The organism is Labrys neptuniae (genome assembly GCF_040797145.1).
Taxonomy (GTDB): domain Bacteria; phylum Pseudomonadota; class Alphaproteobacteria; order Rhizobiales; family Labraceae; genus Labrys; species Labrys neptuniae.
In genome coordinates, this window is the sequence record NZ_JBFNQD010000001.1 from 1,291,377 (window position 1) to 1,308,694 (window position 17,318).

Here is a 17,318-nt window from a genome sequence, read left to right on the forward strand (position 1 = left end):
GGTCTCCCGGCCAGGAGGGAAGGATTGAAGCGAAACGCCGGCGCGCCGAGCCGGCACCCCCAAATAATGGAGCGCGCCGGCAACGCCCGGTCCGTTTGCGAGGACAGGAACCTCGTGCGGTTCCCGCCCGCTTCTTGCCGGACCTACAGGCCCATCTTGGCGAGTTCGTCGATGGTATCCTTGTTGAGGGATACGAGCTGGTCGACGATGAGATTGTGCCCGTCGGGATGGACGACGCCCAGCCCTTCGATGGTGGTGCCGTCCTTGATCTCCTGCCCCTTGGCCACCATGGTGCCCAGGGTGACGAAGACCTCGCCGGCCAGCATCGGGTTCCACATGAAGCCGCCGGTCAGCGTGCCGTCCTTGACGAGCTTGCGGCCCTGGCCGGGCGAGAATGGACCGAGTACCTTGATCTGCCCCTTCTTGCCCTTCTCGGCCACGGCACGAGCGGCGCCGATCGGCCCCTGGCTGCCAAAGGCCAGGAAGCCCTTGAGACCGGGATGGGCGCGGATGAGGTCGAGAGCGGTCGAGCGCGAGGCATCGACATCCTCGGCGACGCCATAGCGGTCGCCAACCAGCTTCATCTCCGGTGCGTTCTGCTTGATATAGGCGATGGCTGCATCGGCCCAGGCATTGTGCAGGGGAACGGTGAGCGAGCCGACGAACACGGCATATTCACCCTTGCCGCCCAGCGCCTCGACCAGCTGCTTGCCATAGGCATCGCCGAAGCCCTTCACCGAGGCCAGCTCGAAATCCCAATCGGCCTGCTTCTGCTTGGGCGATTCATGCGTGACCACCTTGATGCCGGCCTTGCGGGCCCGCTCCAGCACCGGCTCGAGCACCTCGGCGTCGTTGGGTACCACGCCGATCACGTCCACGCCCTTGGCGATCAGATCCTCGATGGCGCGCACCTGCAGGGCCGGGTCGGCGCTGGTGGGTCCGACCATGAAAGCCTCGACCCCGAGCTCGGCCGACTTCTTCTTGATCCCGGCTTCCATGGCGTTGAACCAGGGAATGCCACCGATCTTCACCACCACGCCGATGACGGGCTTGTCCTTGGAGGCCCGAGCGGCACCGACCATGCCCGGCAGCACCAGCGAAGCGGCACCCAGCGCCGAGGCGGCAAGAAAACTGCGGCGATCGAGTCTCGCCTTGTGCGTGAAATCAGAATTCGAAGCCATTGAACGGTTCCTCCCTATTTGTTCTGGTTGCCGGCATAGTGGCAGTATCGCCGACGCCCCATGAGCTAAATCCATTCAGCATTTGTTGTCAAGGTAGCTAAAAGGATTTAGCATTGGCTTGATGATCGAGTCTCCAATTCGATCCGCAGGACAAATGAGGGGACGATGGCGCGCTCACCCAGCGGACGCAGGTCCACCATCTACGATATCGCCGCTGCAACCAAGGCCTCTCCTTCAACGGTCAGCCTGGTGCTCAATGGCAGCTGGACGCGCTACCGTATCAAGGAGGACACGGCCAAGCGCGTGCTGAAGGCCGCCCAGGACCTGGGTTATGCCGTCAATATGAAGGCCCGAGGCCTGCGCCTGTCGCGCTCCGGCCTGGCCGGCATGATCATCCCCCATTACCGCAACCGCTTCTTCGCCGGCCTGGCCGAGGCTTTCGAAACGGATACACGCCAGCGCGGTCTCTGCCCGATCGTGGTGAGCACGCAGCGCGACGAAGCGATCGAGGCGAGCGTTACCACCACCCTTCTCTCCCAACAGGTCGAGTTTCTCTTCATCGCCGGCGTGCGCAACACGCAGCCCCTCAATGCGCTCTGCCGCGCCGCCGGCATTCCCTGTGTCAATCTCGACCTGCCCGGCAGTGACGCGCCTTCGGTCGTCACCGACAATTACGGTGGTGCACGCACCCTCACCGAAAAGCTGATCGCCAAGCTGCGCAAACGCCGGACGGCGCCGCGCGACCTGCTGTTTCTTGGCGGCATCGCCGGCGAGCATGCCACCGATCGCCGCATCGAGGGCTTTCGCGACGCCGTGGCGGCCAGTGGTCAGGAGACGACGTCGGAGGTTTCCTGCTGCGGCTACCGCCCCTCATCGGCGCGGGAGGCGCTCGCTGCCCGCTTCCAGGCGCTCGGCCGCATGCCGGACGGTCTGTTCATCAACTCCATCACGGCTTTTGAAGGACTGGTACAGTTTTCCCTGCAGGTGCCGCGCCAGGCGATGCGCGAGGTCAGCACGGTATGTTCCGACTGGGATCCCTTTGCAGCGCATCTGCCGTTCGACGTGACGATGACCCGCCAGAATGTCGAAGCCATCATTGCCGAGGGTTATGCGCTGGTGGACAACTACGTTCCGGGCGAGAATCCGATGGTGGTGGTGCCTCCCGAATTCGCACCGAGTTCGGAACGGGAGAGCAATTGGCGCTGAGGAAAGCGCTGATCGCGCTGCCGGCCTCGCGGCAATCTACCATCTTGAACGGAGCGCTTCCCCGGCCTGAACTGGGGACGCCAGGACGAAGAATGGATATAGACGGGGACGGAACGCCAGGATGAAGAAACTCAAGCTCTCGTCGGCTCAGATGGTCGCGGCCGCTCGCGCACGCATCGAGGAAATCGAGACCAGGGATGCGATCGCCATGGTCGGCAACCCCAATGTGGTCATCGTCGACATCCGCGATCCCCGGGAGAGGCAGCGTTCGGGCTATATTCCCGGCAGCTTCCATGCTCCCCGCGGCATGGTGGAATTCTGGGTCGACCCGGAAAGCCCTTATTTCAAGGACATCTTCGGGGAGGACAGGAAGTTCGTCTTCCATTGTGCCTCCGGGTGGCGTTCGGCCCTGACCGTGGCGACGCTCCAGGACATGGGCTTCGCGGCGGCTCACCTCAAGGACGGTTTTTCGTCCTGGGAGAAGGCGGGCGGGCCCATCGAGTTTCCCGAGCCCGGCGGCAACAAGTGAGGCAGGCCTCGTCCATTCTCCCTTTCCATCGCTGCTCGTTTCAACCCGAACAGGCAGAATTGACCGGGGCCTGACCCCATCAAGACGAGACAGTGAACGGCAAAAAAACGTTTGTCTCCAGCATGATGGAGGGCTTCCCGGAATCGGACGCGCAACCGTTTCCTTATGCAATCCTGATTTGTTGGGGCAGCGCCGACGCCCTACCCTCACGGTCATTGTCGCTATCAATCTGTCTGTCGCACATGACCGTACCCTATCTGCGCGAGGCGAGTTCGGCGGATCTTCCCGCCCTAGTCGATCTCGAAAACGCAGCCTTCGCCGGCGATCGCCTCAGCCGCCGCGATTGGCGCCATCTGCTGACCAGCCCTTCCGCCCTCGTCATCGTCAGCGACGATGACGCCGGCCTCACGGGGTGCAGCGTCGTCCTCACCAATCGCCGCACGGCCGTCGCGCGGCTCTATTCCCTTGCCGTGGCGCCACGTGCCCGTCGGCGGGGCATCGCCCAGGCGCTGCTCCAACAAGCCATGGCCAGCAGCGCCGGGACCGGTGCCCATCTGCTGCGCCTGGAAACACGCAGCGACAACCTCGCTGCCCAGGCCCTGTTCAGCCGCCTCGGCTTTCAGCCCTTCAGGCGTGTGGCGAACTATTACGAGGACGGGACAGAGGCCATTCGCTTCCAGCGTCTGGTCGACCGCGACTGCCTCAGGCAGAGCGCGCTGCAATAGATACGCAAGCACACGTAACCACCTGTTTTAACACATCTTTAGCTCCCTCCAAATCGCCTGCGGAAAGACGCGGTGGGCGATCGTGATGCCGATCGCCTTTCTTCCCTACATGAAAGCAGCCAATGCCCGCTCAACTGATCATCGTCGAAAAATCCAGTGATTTTCGCTGGTCCGTACCCGGTGTCCGGGTGATCACCGCGCAGGACTTCATCGCCGAAGGACCAGGCCTGCTGCAGCGGCCCCGCCGTATCATCAATCTGTGCCGCAGCTATGCTTATCTCAGCATCGGCTACTATGTGTCCCTGCTCGCCGAAGCGCGCGGTGAGCGGGTGACGCCGAGCATGGAGGCAATCACCGACCTGCAGGTCAAGGCAGTGCAGGCCCAGAAGCTCGCCGGCCTGGAGCGCTGCCTCGGCCCGCTCGCCTCCGTACCCAAGGCAGTGGAAGCGATGCGCATCCAGGTGTTTTTCGGCCAGGTCGAGGAGCGCAATGCCGAGGATCGCGGTGTCGAGGATCGGGGGCTGGCGGAGTTTGCGAGCCGCAGCTTCGAACTGTTCCGCTGCCCCCTGCTGGCGATCGACCTCGAACGCCTTGAAGGCGGCGCCGGCTGGAAGATTGCCGCCCTGCATCCGCTCGACCCGCGCGATGTCGACCCGGCCCGCGATAGCCTGTTTCTCGACGGCCTCGCCCGCTTCTGCCGGCGCCCCTGGCGTCATGTCCCTTCGGCCAGCGGCCCGCGCATGGACCTGGCAATCCTGCACGATCCCAAGGATCCCCTGCCGCCCTCCAAGCTGAAGACCCTCCAGGCCATGGTGCGGATCGGCCAGGACATGGATATTGCCGTGGAGCTGATCGAGAAGAAGGACTATCCGCGCCTCACCCAGTTCGACGCCCTGTTCATTCGCGAGACCACGGCAATCGCGCACCATACCTTCCGTTTCGCCCGCAAGGCCGCCAGCGAGGGCATGCCGGTGATCGACGATCCCGGTTCGATCCTGCGCTGCACCAACAAGGCCTTCCTGTCCGAACTGCTCGCCGGCAACGGTATCGCAACACCCCGCACCCTCTTCCTCACCCGGCGCACGCTGTCAGGCTTCGAGACCCAGCTGACCTATCCCGCGGTGCTGAAGGTGCCTGACGGCGCTTTCAGCCTCAGCGTGAAGAAGGCCGAGAATTGGCAGCAGTTTCAGGAGATTGCCGCCATCATGCTCAAGCAGTCCGGCCTCATCCTGGTACAGGATTACGTCTACACGCCCTTCGACTGGCGCATCGGCATCCTCGCAGGCGAGGTAATCTTTGCAGCCAAATATTTCATGTCCTCGGGGCACTGGCAGATCATCCAGCATGGCGAAGCCGGCGCCTATACCGAAGGCCGCACCCAGGCCGTGCCGGTCGAGGAAGTGCCGCGCGAGGTGATCGAACCGGCAGTGCGGGCGGCAGGGCTGATCGGCAACGGCCTCTACGGCGTAGATCTCAAGCAGACCAAGTCCGGTGTGGTGGTCATCGAGATCAACGACAATCCCAATATCGATCTCGGCCTGGAGGATGCCGCTGCCGGCGAAGGCCTCTACCGCAGACTGCTCTCCCACTTCCAAGCCCTGGTCGATGCCCGCCATCGCCCGCCGGCACCGGCGCTCCCCTCCGGGGCCATTCACCGGCCTCGGCTGGTGCATGATCTGCGCGATACCGGCTCCTGAGGCTGCACGCATCGGGCGCGTTTGCGGTTCGCGCGCGCCCGATCGCTACAGGAGATGCGTCACCCCTTCATGAAGGGCGATGATGAGCACGGCAAGCATCGCGCTCACCGCCAAGAGCGCGGCAAGGCTCGTCAATGCTCCCTGCAGAAAGACCGAAACGGCATTGGCTCGAAACGACACGGCAATTCTCCTGATGGAGAATGCAGTATCGGGCCTGGATGCTTCCGCCCTCGGTCTGACATGTAAAGTTTCGTTGCGAGCGCAGGGAACGATGCCACAGCGATACGTCGAGCCCCTTCAGATGTCGTAGCTGACATAATAGAGGCAGCAGGCCGAGGCCAAAGCGAACAGCAACGCGTAGAACATGACACGACCCTTTGTAACGAGGGCTGGATCATGCCCGGCAAACCTTTCCAGGACGTGTCTGATCGATGGCGGGATCGTGTTAAAGTGTTTCCTGATGAGCCGAGTTTCAAAGACCTGCACATCACTTTGAAAATATGGAAAAAAAGAGATTAACAGCATCACGATTTCGCCGCGATGGAGCCTTCCGTTCTCCAGGCTTGGTCTCACGCCCGCACAGGTCGGAGAAGCCCTCGGAAAAACGCCTTCACGGTCTCCGGCCCAATGACCGTGCTCGTCCGAAGAGACCTTCTCAACCGCTGACGATCAGCTCGTTCTGCAGCTTCAGCTGCCCCTTGAACAGCATCACCGTCAGCACATCGTCGAGCCGCTCCTTCAGCACGGAACTGGTCGCCGCAAAGCCGAACAGGCGGGCAGCCGCCACGATCAGTGCATCGCGGGGCGCCCCGTAATTGGCGGCAATCACGGCGAGAAAGGCAGCTTCGACCTCTTCATTGGGCAGCATATCGGGACGTCGCAGGCCGGCGCTTTCCACCATGGAGCGATCGCGCAGAACCACCGGCGCTTCCGGCAGCTTGTAGAAGGGCCCGCCGACGATCCTGCCGGTAACGCGGGCGACGTCGATGCCGTCCTGCACTGCTTCGCGCACCCGGTTGCCGGCTCGCGCCAAACCGAAGGAATCGCGGATGCGCGCTACGATCTCCTGTTCATGCACCGGTCCTTCGACCTCGACCACGCCCACGACGTAGGCCGCCATGCCTGCCGTCGGTACCTCATGCAGTTCCGCCGTGCCCGTGATGCCAAGGCGTGCCTCGACATAGGGACGCGCAGGCGAAGACGGGGCAGGCTCCTCCCCGAGCGTGGCCAGCGGCTCGTCGATCGACAGCAACGGCGATAGAGGTAACGGCTCTTCCTCCTTCGCGCTTTCCAGCTCGGCCGACACGGCCAATTCCTCGTCCCGTTTGCGCCAGGTGGCCTTCGCCCGTTCGATCGCGGCCTCGACCTTGGTGAGTTCCTCGTGGGGGCGCAGATACCAATCGGTCGACCAGATACGGTGGATCAGCCAGCCTTGCCCTTCCAGCACATGCTGGCGCAGCCGGTCGCGGTCGCGGGCCGAGCGCGAGGCATGATACTGGGCACCATCGCATTCGATGCCGAGCAGGAAGCGCTGCGGCCGATCGGGATCCACCACTGCGAGGTCGACGAAGAAGCCGGCACTCCCGATCTGGTGTGTGATCTGGTGCCCGCGCGCCCGCAACTGGCCGGCGACCTGTTCCTCGAACAGGGAATCGGGCGCCCTGCCGGTCTCGACGGGCGTGTCGAGCAGGCCGGTCTCGGCAAAGCCGAGAAACAGCTTCAGTGCCGCGACGCCGCGCGCATTGGCGCGCGTGAGATCGATATCCTCCCCGCGAATGGAGGAGAACACCTCGCAGCGATATTTCGCCCGCGAGATCAGCACGTTGAGCCTTCTTTCGCCGCCATCGAGATTGAGCGGGCCGAAACTCATGGCCAGATAGCCTTCGGCACTGCGGCCATAGCCCACCGAAATGAAGATGACGTCACGCTCGTCGCCTTGGATATTCTCCAGGTTCTTGACGAAAAACGGCTCGTTCCCCTCCCGATTGAAGAAGACCTCGGTGGCGGGACTCTCTCGCCGCAGCAACTCGAGTTCCTTGAGGATGGCCTGACGCTGCGCCACCGAGAAGGTGGCTACCCCGAGCGAGAGGGAGGCGCGATGGCGGGCATGCGCCATGATCGCCTGCGCCACGACCCGGGCTTCCTCGGCATTGGTACGGCTGTTGCCGCGATCATAGACGGCCTTGGGGAGATAGCGGAAGATCAGGCCCATCGCCTCCGCGCCTCCATCGCCACCGTTGGGAGAGCGGCCTCCGGCATGCGGGCTCGGCACCACCATGAGCCGGTTGTCGTAGAATTCTCGGTTCGACACGGTGATCAGCGACTGGTGACGGGAGCGATAGTGCCAGTTGAGCTGGCGGTAGGACATGCCCTTGGCGAGGCAGAGATCGAGCACGCTTTCGGCGTCGCTCGCCTTGAAGGTCTCCTCGTCGTCGTCCTCCTCCGGCACCTCGCCGGTCAGCTTGTCGAAGAAGCGCGTCGGCGGCAGTTGGCGCTCATCGCCCACCACGACGAATTGAGATGCCCGCGCCACCGCGCCGAGGGCGTCGACCGGCTCGACCTGGGAGGCTTCGTCGATGACCAGCAGATCGAAGCTGAGCGCCCCGGGTTTGAGAAACTGGCTGATGGAGAGCGGGCTCATCATCATCACCGGCTTCAATTGCTGGATGGCCGGGCCAGCCCGGTCGAGCAATTGCCGGATCGGCAGATGGTTCCGCTTCTTGGCAAACTCGCCATTGAGCACGCCGAGCGGGCCGATGCCGCCGGCTGAAGCCGGGCGTTCGCGCAAATGCTTGAGGGCCACGCTCTCGCGCGCCAGCGCGATACGGGCCCTGTCGAGCATGCGGAACTGCTCCACCGCGCGATTCTGCAATTCGCCGTCGAAACGCTTGAGATCGGCGTGCCGGGCAAAGAGGTCCTCGCGCAAGGCTTCGTAGTAGGCACGCTCGAAGGTCACTACCAGATGATCGCCGGGGATGCGGCCATCGAGCAGGCCGTCGACGAGGGCACCGAGCCCGGCTTCTCGAGCCACATGGCAGCGATGGGTGAACGCAATCCAGCGGGTGATGCTTTCGAGATTGGCCAGCCAGAGGCGCAGTTGCCGCACGAGAGCCGCGACCTCTAGGTCCACGCAATCGGCAATGCCATGCCCGCCCTCCAGGTCGTAGTCGAGGAACTCGCTGAGCGCCTTCAGATCGTGGAACAAGCGCGGCACGCTTTGCACGATCACCGCGCCCATGGCGCCGAACTCGCGGCCGCCAGGCCGGGCGGCCAGCCGATCCAGGAAATCCGGGGCGAGCGCGGGATGTCGATGATCCCGCCACCAATCGGTGATGGCCTGCAGTCGATCCCAGTCGGATTTATCACCAGCCCAAAGCGTACCGAATGCGCGGGTGCCCATGTCCTTCTGGCCCTCGAAATGGCGGCGAAGCTCCTGTGCCGAGATCATGTCGTCGAGAAGCTGGAGCCGCTTGACGAGATCACCGGGCATCTCGGTGGCGAGCAGGGCCTTGAATTGGGCCTTGGCGCCGCGATAGCGCCCGGAGAAGAAGCGCAGGAAGGAGGCGCCGTGCACGGCGAAGGCTTGACGGACCGGCCGCAGATCCGCCGTCCAGGCTTCCGCCCGATAGAGCTGCACCATTGCCTCGACGACCTTGCGATAGGCCTTGCCGAGAGCGACAAGGTCACCGAGGGCGCCGACGTCCTCACGCCATACCGGCTGGGCGAGAAGGCGCCGGTCGGCCTGGGCGGGCAGCGAGGAGGCCGCACAGGTGGTGCGCCAGACGACATCGAGATCGCGGATCGTGACCACTTGGAGCCCGAAATCCCGGATGATGCCGACTGCCGCCTCTTCCACCGCTTCCAGATCCGCCTCGACGCTGCGCATCAGGCCGGCGAGACGTTCGAGTTCGGCGGGATCGATGGCATCGCGCCGAACGCCGCGCCAGATATTGGCGGCGGGATCACCGACGGTGCCGAGGCGTTCGGCGAGTTCCGCCATCAGCTCCCGATTGGCCCGGGCCTGCTCCTGCGTCCACTGGCTGGCCCGCTCGACCGCGAAGCCGGCGAGCCCGCCCGCATCGCGCAGGGCGACGAGCCGGCCCAGCAGCCGGTAGGGCGTGATGCCGCTCGGCTCCATCGGCTCATGCAGCATCGCCGCATGCCGGTTGAGATCGGCCTGGGTCTCGGCAAGGCGCCCCGTGACGCCGGGATCCTGGACCGGCGTCTTCAGTGCAAGTTCGCGCGTTCGCCGCAGTTCCTCCAGGAGCAGGCGCTTATTGGCCTTGGTCGAGTGCAATTCGAGCGTCATCGGTCCGAGCCCGACCTGGCGCAGGCGCCGATGCACCACGTCGAGCGCCGCCATCTTCTCGGCTGCGAACAGCACCTTGCGGCCCTGCAGGGCCGCCCCGGCAATGATATTGGCGATGGTCTGGCTCTTGCCTGTGCCCGGAGGGCCCTTGATCACCAGATGGCGACCGCGCAGCACCTCCTCGATGGCGACGGCCTGCGATGAATCGGCATCCAGCACATGGTTGAGCGCCGGCGGCGGTATCACGGGATCGATCGGCTGGCCGTCGGGAACGATAGGCTCGAAGGCCTCGAAGCCCTCTCCCAGCAGCGCAGCCACTGGTCCATGTGCATGGATGGCATTGCTTTCAGGCCAATTGTCCGGATCGAGGTCGCGATACATCAGGAATTTAGCGAAGGAGAAGAAGCCGAGCACCATCGCGTCCGGCAAGACCTGCCAACGCGCCTTACCGGAGATGGTCCTGGCGATCTCGGCGACATAGGCGGCAACGTCGACCTCGTCCTCATCCGGGAAATCTTCGATCACCATGCCGAAATCGCCGCGCAACTTGGCCTGAATCGACAGATTGGGCGAAGCCGGCTCGCCCCGCGAACGCAGGCTGAAGCGCTCGGCGGCGCTGGAACGCTCAAGGCGCACCGGCAGGAGCACGAGCGGGGCATGGCGGGCAATGTCGGATTTGTCGTCCTCGTACCAGCGCAGAAGCCCGAAGGCGAGGTAGAGGATGTTCACGCCCTGCTCTTCCTCGATGGTCCGGGCGTCGTACCAGATGTCGAACAGACGCTTCTGCAGGGCTTCGGCAGCCAGACGGGTCTGCAACCGGTGGGGGGCCGGCGCCGCGGCCTCGCCGCTCGGCATGGCGTCCGCCGGTACCACCGGCGCAGCCTGCGTGCCTTCGATCGCGAGCTCGCCCTGCGCGGCCTCGTCCGGCTCGCGTCCGGGCAGGAAGGTCAATGCCCGGCCGGCCGCCAGCAAGTCATAGGTTTCTGGGGCTTTGGCCTCGATGAGCTCGATGGTGCGCACGCCCTTGGTACGCATCGGCAGGTTGATCAGCCGATTGCGCAGGCCAAGATCGAGCAAGGCCTGCCGCTGTTCCAGCAGGCGCCTGCGCACCGGATTGTCGGACATCGATTCGAACCCCTCCATGACAAGTCTATCCTGGTGAGGACCGCGATTTCCAGCGTGACACCGCGGGTTGGCGCGAAAGACTTCACCAAAACGAAAACGGCGCGACACCGGAGTGCCGCGCCGATTTCCAACTCGTCTGCCTGGCAATCAGGACGGAATATTGTCGAGATCGCGATCCTTGGTTTCCGGCACGAACAGCAAGCCGATCACGAAGGTCAGCGCCGCAACCACGATCGGATACCACAGGCCGTAATAGAGATCGCCGCTGGCCGCCACCATCGCGAAGATCACGAAGGGTACCAGGCCGCCGAACCAGCCATTGCCGATATGATAGGGCAAGGACATGCCGGTATAGCGGATGCGGGTGGGATAGAGCTCCACCAGGGCGGCGGCCATCGGGCCATAGACCAGCGTGACGAGGACGATCAGCACGATCAACATCACCACCAGCATGGGCTTGTTGATCGCGGACTGATCGGCCGGCGCCATCGCATAGGTGGTGGCGGTCTTGTCGGTGCCATCCGAATTCTTGACGACGGCACCGCTGGCATCTTTCACCGGCGCCTGCTTTTCCGACACCGGATATTGATGATCCTTCAAGGCCTTGTAGAGGGCCGTCGTGAACTCGGCTTTCTTGGCCTTGGCAGCGGCAGCGTCGAGGCCTGTCGCGACATAGGACGGGATCACGGTTTCGCCGATCTTCACCGAAGCCGGCGTCCCCGGTGCAGCCGCCTCATTGGTGTAGGACACCGAGCTCGAGGCCAGGAAATTCTTGGCCACGTCGCAGGAGGAGGTGAACTTGGCGGTGCCGATCGGGTCGAACTGAACCGAGCAATCGGCCGGGTCGGCGATGACGCTGACGGCCGATTTGGCGAGTGCGGTCTCAAGCGCCGGATTGGCGTAGTGGGTGATGGCCTTGAAGATCGGCTGGTAGAACACCGCCGCCAGCAGGAAGCCGAGCAGCATGATCCATTTGCGGCCGATCTTGTCAGACAGCCAGCCGAAGAACACGTAGAGCGGCAGGCTGATCGCCAAGGCGACGCCCAACAATAGCGAGGCGGTGGTGAGATCCACGCGCAGGGTCTTGGTCAGATAGAGCAAGGCGTAGAACTGCCCCGAATACCAGACGACGGCCTCGCCGGCGACCATGCCGAACAACGCGATCAGGCCGATCTTGAGGTTGGACCACTTCAGGAAGGCCTCGCTCAGCGGCGCCTTGGAGGTTGCCCCCTCCTCCTTCATCTTGACGAAGGACGGGCTTTCGGCGAGCTGCATGCGGATCCAGACCGAGATCAGCAAGAGAATGATCGAGATCCAGAAGGGGATACGCCAACCCCAGTCGCTGAAGGCGGCATCGCTCATATATTGCCGGATCAGCAGGATGATGATCAGCGAGAGCAAGAGACCGCCGGTTGCCGTCGCCTGGATCCAGCCCGTGTAAAGGCCGCGCTTGCCGGCCGGTGCATGCTCGGCGACATAGGTCGCGGCCCCGCCATATTCGCCGCCGAGAGCCAGGCCCTGCACGATGCGCAGCGCGATCAGGATCGTGGGCGCAATGGCGCCGACGCCGAGATTTTGCTGGCACCAGGCATAGCTGGGCAGCAGGCCGACCAGGAAGGTCGAGGCGCCCATCAGCGTGATGGTGACGAGGAAGGTGTATTTGCGTCCGACCAGATCGCCCACGCGACCGAAGACGAGAGCCCCGAAAGGCCGGACGATGAAGCCTGCGGCCCAGGCCAGCAGCGTGGCAAGGAAACTTGCGGTCTCGCTCAGCGAAGAAAAGAAATGGGCGGCGATATAGGTCGCCAATGAACCATAAATGAAGAAATCGTACCATTCGAAAGCCGTGCCCAGAGAAGAGGCGAAGATAACCTTCTTGTCTTCCCTGCTCATCGGCGCCGAAGGGTCTACACTTGCCGTACTGACTGACATCGATGCTCTCCCCCGCCGGCCGGGCACAGCCCAGCGCACCCGTGCCGGATGTCGTGTTTCCTCATCGGCCGTTGACCGGTCCGTTGTCGGCTTTGACGCCGGTGGACGATGCCTGAGGCGAAGAATCCCCCAGACGATCGTCGCGCTGTTCAATCAAGCTTCGGCACGCGCCGGCGACTCTGTCCGGAAAAACCACGGGCCCAAATTCGGACGGTTTCATAGATACTTGGCAGCGTCAAATCGTGATTCGAGTTATACTTAGCGACGTTAAGGCGTTCGCCGGCGCAAACCGGACATCATGCTCCCCGCTTTCCTTGCTGCACCGACCCCGCCAACCGGTTGCTTGTTACCGGCATGACTGTCGCAGCCGGCTGCGATGCCTTATGATCCACCTCAACCTATGGTTGATATTTTTCCGGACATCGAGAGGAACCCGCCATGCGGATGGCCTGGTTGACCTGCCTGCTCCTGGCAATCGGCCTTTCAACCGGAACGCCCGCCGGGGCGCAGATCAAGCTCGGCGTGGCAGGCCCGATGACGGGTCCGAACGCCGTCTTCGGCGAGCAGATGCGAAAAGGTGCCGAGGCGGCTGCGGCAGCCATCAATGCCAAGGGCGGCATCGCCGGCCAGCAGGTGGAGATCGTCGTGGCCGACGACGTTTCCGATCCACGACAGGGCGTGGCGGCTGCCAACAAGCTTGCGGACCAGGGCATCAAGCTGGTGGTGGGGCATTTCAACTCAGGCGTCACCATTCCGGCCTCCGAGATCTATGCCGAGCGCGGCATGATCATGATCTCGCCCTCCGCCACCAATCCGAAGGTAACCGAGCGCGGCCTGTGGAACGTCTTCCGCGTCACTGGCCGCGACGATCGCCAGGGCGGCGTCTGGGCGGACTATGCCGCCAGGAATTTCAAGGGCAAGAGGGTGGCCATCCTGCATGACAAGACCCCCTATGGCCAGGGTCTGGCGGCAAGTGCCCGTGATGCCTTCGCGCAGGCGGGATTCAAGCCGGTGCTGGAGGCTGGTGTCGATGTCGGCGAGAAGGATTATTCCGCCATCGTCGACCGGCTGGGCAAGGCGCGGGCAGACCTTCTACTCTGGGGCGGCCTCTACACCGAGGCGGCCCTCATTCTCAGGCAGTTGCGCCAACGGGGCCTCAAGACCGTGCTGTTTTCCGGCGACGGCCTGATCGGCAGCGACTTTCCTGCCCTTGGCGGCGATGCCGTGATCGGCACGCTGATGACCTTTCCTCCCCCGCATGGCCAGAACCCTGCGGCCGCTGACATCATCCGCGTGGAACCCTCTCTGGCGGAAGGCTATGGCCTCTACGCCTATGCCGCGATCCAGGTTTTCCAGCAGGCCGCTGCACGGGCCCAAACGCTGGATCCAAGACGCCTGGCGGAAGCGATGCATGCCGGCAAGCCGTTCCGCACCGTTCTCGGCGACATCGCCTTCGACGCCAAGGGCGACCGCACCACGCCCGATCTGATCGTCTATCGCTGGCAAAAAGGCGCCGACGGCACCATCACCTATCAGCCGGCCGAACCGCAGGCCTCGATGATGGTGACGGCTGACGCTTCGCCAGACAATGCCGGCGGTACGATCGAAACGGCCCAGGATACGTCGAAGCCGGCTTTCGCCGTCGACACGGCTCCGATTGCCAAGACCGTCCCTGTCACCAAGTCAGCGCCCGTGATCGATACAACCGGCCCGGCGCCTCGCCGCGTCGCCTTGGTCATCGGCAACTCCGCCTATCGTTCGGTATCCCAGTTGCCGAACACGCTGCGCGACGCCGATCTCATCGGGCAGGCGCTGCGCCAAACCGGGGTGGACGACGTCACGATTGCGCACGACCTCGATCGCGCCGGCATGATCGCCGCACTGAAAGCCTTTGCGCGCAAGGCCGACCAATCGGACTGGGCCGTAATCTACTATGCTGGCCACGGCATCGAGGTGGATAACAAGAACTATCTGATCCCGCTGGACGCCGTGCTGGAATCCGACCGCGATGTTCCCGATGAAGCCGTTCCGCTGGAGCGGGTGATGAGCACGCTCGACGGCGCGCGCAAGCTCAAGCTCGTGGTGCTCGACGCCTGCCGCAACAATCCCTTCATCGCGCAGATGAAGCGGAGCGTGGCGAGCCGTTCGATCGATCGCGGCCTATCGCGCGTGGAGCCGGCCGGCGCCACGCTGGTGGTTTATTCCGCCAAAGAGGGCACCACGGCCGCCGATGGCGATCAGGCCAACAGCCCGTTCGCCCTTTCGCTCGCCAGGCGCCTGGTCGAGCCGGGCGTGGAGATCAACAAGATCTTCCGCTTCGTACGCCAGGATGTGCTCGACGTCACCGGCAACCGCCAGGAACCCTATGTCTACGGCTCGCTGCCACCGGCGGATTTCTTCTTCGTCGCACCGCAATAAGGCCTTGGCCGGGGCGGCGAAGCTTATGCGGCCAGCTCGCCATTCCACCGCAGCGGGTCACGGATGCGCCTGTTCCGGCTGGCCAAGGCCTACCTCCTCGAGATAGCGTTGCAGCACTGCCATTTCGGCGGAAGCAAGGATGGTGGCAATATAGCCATCGGGCCGGACGAGCACCCAATCACCCGGACCGAGAACATAGATGTCGCGGACATGGCCAGCATGGTCGATGATGTCGCCCCGTTCGCCGATATGGTGGATATGCAGCCCGCGGCGGGGTGGCAAGCCGGCCCGGTTGGCCTCGTAGGCCAACAGCGTCCAATGCGGGCCCTTGAACAGGTCGAACAGACGCATGGATTGTCCTGCCGCACCCTGGACCGGCGCGTCCGGAGCCCGATCCCCCGCAAGCACGTCACCATCTCGTGCTAGCCGCTCGATCGTCAGCGACGACTTGGGATAGCCGATATCGAGCTGCTGCGTCTCGCGGCCACGCCGTATCTCGCCGCGTTTGAGATCTTCCAGCAGACTTGTGGAAAGGCCAAGCATGGCTGCGGCTATGGGGCGGCGCTCCTCCTCATAGGTGTCGAGCAGTTGGCCTCGGGCACCGGCCAGAACAGCTGCCAGTTTCCAACCGAGATTATAGGCATCCTGCACGCTGGTATTGAGACCCTGTCCCCCGGTCGGCGGATGCGTATGCGCCGCATCTCCGACCAGGAATACGCGACCAACGCGATATCGATCGACAAGCCGGGCATTCATGCCGAAAGCGGAAGCCCAGGAGACGGATGTCACCTGGATGTCGTCCCGGCCGGTGCGTTGCGCCACCATGGCATTCAGCCCCTCGACGGAGAGGTCGACGTCGCCTTCAAGCGGAACCGGCCCCTGTATCTGGAAAAGGTCTGTTCCCGCGAGCGGGCAAAGCGAGATCTGCCGCTGCATGTCCTTGTCCCCAAAACGATGCCAGACATCCCGGTTCAAACCAGTCAGGGAAACGTCGGCGACGATGGCGCGAACGCCGAGCGTCCTGCCCGGGAAGCCGAGGTCGAGCGCCTGGCGCACGAAACTGCGGCCGCCATCGGCACCGACGAGCCAGCGCACGCGAATGTTCTCTTCGCCCGTCCTGCCGATGATCCGTACTGCTACGCCGGTCTCGTTCTGGTCGAAGCCCACCAATTCTGACCCAAACTCAGGGTGATGTCCCAATTCTGCAAGACGTTCGCGCAGGATGGCCTCGGTCAAGAACTGCGGCAGCATCAACGGGGTGCGATACGGTTCGGCTGGTATCGGGGCTTGCTGCTCCATGAGTTCAGAATCGCTGTGACTGCCGTCATCATGATAGTGGCGCTGCCGCGGATAGGGCCCACCGGCCGCCGCCATCCGGTCCAGAACTCCGAGGTCCTCGAAGATCTCCAGCGTTCTCGGCTGAATGCCCTTGCCGCGCGATCCGTGGAACGGCTTGTCCATTTTCTCGATCAGTCGGAAGGACACGCCGCGCCGCGCGAGATCGATCGCCAGCGTCAACCCGGCCGCCCCCGCCCCGCAAATGAGAACGTCAACTGCAAATTGCTCTGTCATGCTCATCTCCATATGTGTAATATGCACATAATAGGAGACTGGACATGCCGTCAATTAATAATGTGCAAAATACACATATTAGCACCTTGCTGCGCGAGCTTCACGGCGCGCTGATCGACATCGTCAGCGTGATGAACCGCCCCCAGCGTGACGAGGCGATGGTGCGGGCAGCCGGCATCTCTCTCGATCGCGCTCTGTTTCCGTTGCTGGTCATGGTGGAGCGGCTCGGCCCCATCGGCGTGGTGGAATTGGCCGACCGCGTGGGGCGGGACTACACGACGGTCAGCCGGCAAGTGGCAAAACTCGAGAGCCTCGGCTTGGTGGATCGTCAGGGCAGCGTTGCCGATAGACGTATTCGCGAGGCGACCATTGCGCCCAAGGGCAAGGCCATGACCGATCTGGTCGACGCTGCCCGCGAGAAGATGGGCCGCGCGATCTTTGCCGGATGGGAGCCGGGCGATGTTCGGGACCTCGTGCGGCTCATGCGCAGATTCGCGGACGACATCAACGCAACTTCCCCTGAATGATCGACGTGGACGGCCGCCGCGCCCCCCGAATTGCCTTGACCATGCATGCCAAGTCCGTGCTGGAATAGCCGATATCCCGCCCATTGCCTCGACGCTG

The 17,318-nt window shown here is 63.6% G+C and carries 11 protein-coding genes; 6 read left to right on the forward strand and 5 right to left on the reverse strand.

Going from position 1 to position 17,318, the window contains the following annotated elements:
* Positions 1 to 143: 143 nt before the first annotated feature.
* Complete coding sequence (locus ABXS05_RS06170) at positions 144 to 1,082, reverse strand: substrate-binding domain-containing protein (protein ID WP_394309421.1); 939 nt, start codon at positions 1,080 to 1,082, stop codon at positions 144 to 146.
* Between the two features lie 264 nt (positions 1,083 to 1,346).
* Here ABXS05_RS06170 and ABXS05_RS06175 point away from each other — a divergent pair, with 264 nt between their 5' ends.
* From ABXS05_RS06175 to ABXS05_RS06190, 4 genes are all read left to right on the forward strand, one after another.
* On the forward strand, positions 1,347 to 2,387 hold the full coding sequence (locus ABXS05_RS06175) for a LacI family DNA-binding transcriptional regulator (RefSeq protein WP_311941857.1): 1,041 nt from the start codon (positions 1,347 to 1,349) through the stop codon (positions 2,385 to 2,387).
* 121 nt (positions 2,388 to 2,508) lie between these two features.
* Positions 2,509 to 2,916: a rhodanese-like domain-containing protein gene (locus ABXS05_RS06180; RefSeq protein WP_367623271.1), complete on the forward strand. Its 408-nt coding sequence runs from the start codon at positions 2,509 to 2,511 to the stop codon at positions 2,914 to 2,916.
* Between the two features lie 242 nt (positions 2,917 to 3,158).
* Entirely contained in the window at positions 3,159 to 3,641 is a 483-nt protein-coding gene (locus ABXS05_RS06185) for a GNAT family N-acetyltransferase (protein ID WP_311941862.1), read from the forward strand.
* Between the two features lie 122 nt (positions 3,642 to 3,763).
* Entirely contained in the window at positions 3,764 to 5,338 is a 1,575-nt protein-coding gene (locus ABXS05_RS06190; RefSeq protein WP_367623272.1) for a RimK family ATP-grasp domain-containing protein, read from the forward strand.
* A 45-nt stretch (positions 5,339 to 5,383) separates the two neighbouring features.
* Here ABXS05_RS06190 and ABXS05_RS06195 read toward each other — a convergent pair whose 3' ends face one another.
* The 3 genes from ABXS05_RS06195 to ABXS05_RS06205 form a co-directional block, all read right to left on the reverse strand.
* The gene (locus tag ABXS05_RS06195) at positions 5,384 to 5,518 is read right to left on the reverse strand and encodes a hypothetical protein (RefSeq protein WP_311941867.1); all 135 of its coding nucleotides are present in this window, start codon (positions 5,516 to 5,518) and stop codon (positions 5,384 to 5,386) included.
* Between the two features lie 475 nt (positions 5,519 to 5,993).
* Positions 5,994 to 10,790: a DUF3320 domain-containing protein gene (locus tag ABXS05_RS06200; protein WP_367623273.1), complete on the reverse strand. Its 4,797-nt coding sequence runs from the start codon at positions 10,788 to 10,790 to the stop codon at positions 5,994 to 5,996.
* 129 nt (positions 10,791 to 10,919) lie between these two features.
* A complete protein-coding gene (locus ABXS05_RS06205) occupies positions 10,920 to 12,704 on the reverse strand; it encodes an MFS transporter (protein WP_367623274.1) in 1,785 nt (594 codons plus the stop codon).
* Between the two features lie 438 nt (positions 12,705 to 13,142).
* Here ABXS05_RS06205 and ABXS05_RS06210 point away from each other — a divergent pair, with 438 nt between their 5' ends.
* A complete protein-coding gene (locus ABXS05_RS06210) occupies positions 13,143 to 15,122 on the forward strand; it encodes an ABC transporter substrate-binding protein (protein ID WP_367623275.1) in 1,980 nt (659 codons plus the stop codon).
* A gap of 57 nt (positions 15,123 to 15,179) precedes the next feature.
* On the opposite strand, the gene ABXS05_RS06215 is transcribed toward ABXS05_RS06210, so the two are convergent.
* Positions 15,180 to 16,694 carry an FAD-dependent oxidoreductase gene (locus ABXS05_RS06215; protein ID WP_367623433.1) on the reverse strand — a complete coding sequence of 505 codons (1,515 nt, stop codon included), beginning with the start codon at positions 16,692 to 16,694 and terminating at the stop codon, positions 15,180 to 15,182.
* A gap of 44 nt (positions 16,695 to 16,738) precedes the next feature.
* On the opposite strand from ABXS05_RS06215, the gene ABXS05_RS06220 reads away from it, so the two are divergent.
* A complete protein-coding gene (locus ABXS05_RS06220; protein WP_367623276.1) occupies positions 16,739 to 17,221 on the forward strand; it encodes a MarR family winged helix-turn-helix transcriptional regulator in 483 nt (160 codons plus the stop codon).
* Positions 17,222 to 17,318 lie beyond the last annotated feature (97 nt).

What these genes read in the sequence shown, in the direction of transcription:
- ABXS05_RS06170 (WP_394309421.1), bottom strand. Translation starts at nt 1,082, where the DNA reads ATGGTCGGTGCCGCTCGGGCCTCCAAGGACAAGCCCGTCATCGGCGTG.
- ABXS05_RS06175 (WP_311941857.1), top strand. Translation starts at nt 1,347, where the DNA reads ATGGCGCGCTCACCCAGCGGACGCAGGTCCACCATCTACGATATCGCC.
- ABXS05_RS06180 (WP_367623271.1), top strand. Translation starts at nt 2,509, where the DNA reads ATGAAGAAACTCAAGCTCTCGTCGGCTCAGATGGTCGCGGCCGCTCGC.
- ABXS05_RS06185 (WP_311941862.1), top strand. Translation starts at nt 3,159, where the DNA reads ATGACCGTACCCTATCTGCGCGAGGCGAGTTCGGCGGATCTTCCCGCC.
- ABXS05_RS06190 (WP_367623272.1), top strand. Translation starts at nt 3,764, where the DNA reads ATGCCCGCTCAACTGATCATCGTCGAAAAATCCAGTGATTTTCGCTGG.
- ABXS05_RS06200 (WP_367623273.1), bottom strand. Translation starts at nt 10,790, where the DNA reads ATGGAGGGGTTCGAATCGATGTCCGACAATCCGGTGCGCAGGCGCCTG.
- ABXS05_RS06205 (WP_367623274.1), bottom strand. Translation starts at nt 12,704, where the DNA reads ATGTCAGTCAGTACGGCAAGTGTAGACCCTTCGGCGCCGATGAGCAGG.
- ABXS05_RS06210 (WP_367623275.1), top strand. Translation starts at nt 13,143, where the DNA reads ATGCGGATGGCCTGGTTGACCTGCCTGCTCCTGGCAATCGGCCTTTCA.
- ABXS05_RS06215 (WP_367623433.1), bottom strand. Translation starts at nt 16,694, where the DNA reads ATGACAGAGCAATTTGCAGTTGACGTTCTCATTTGCGGGGCGGGGGCG.
- ABXS05_RS06220 (WP_367623276.1), top strand. Translation starts at nt 16,739, where the DNA reads ATGCCGTCAATTAATAATGTGCAAAATACACATATTAGCACCTTGCTG.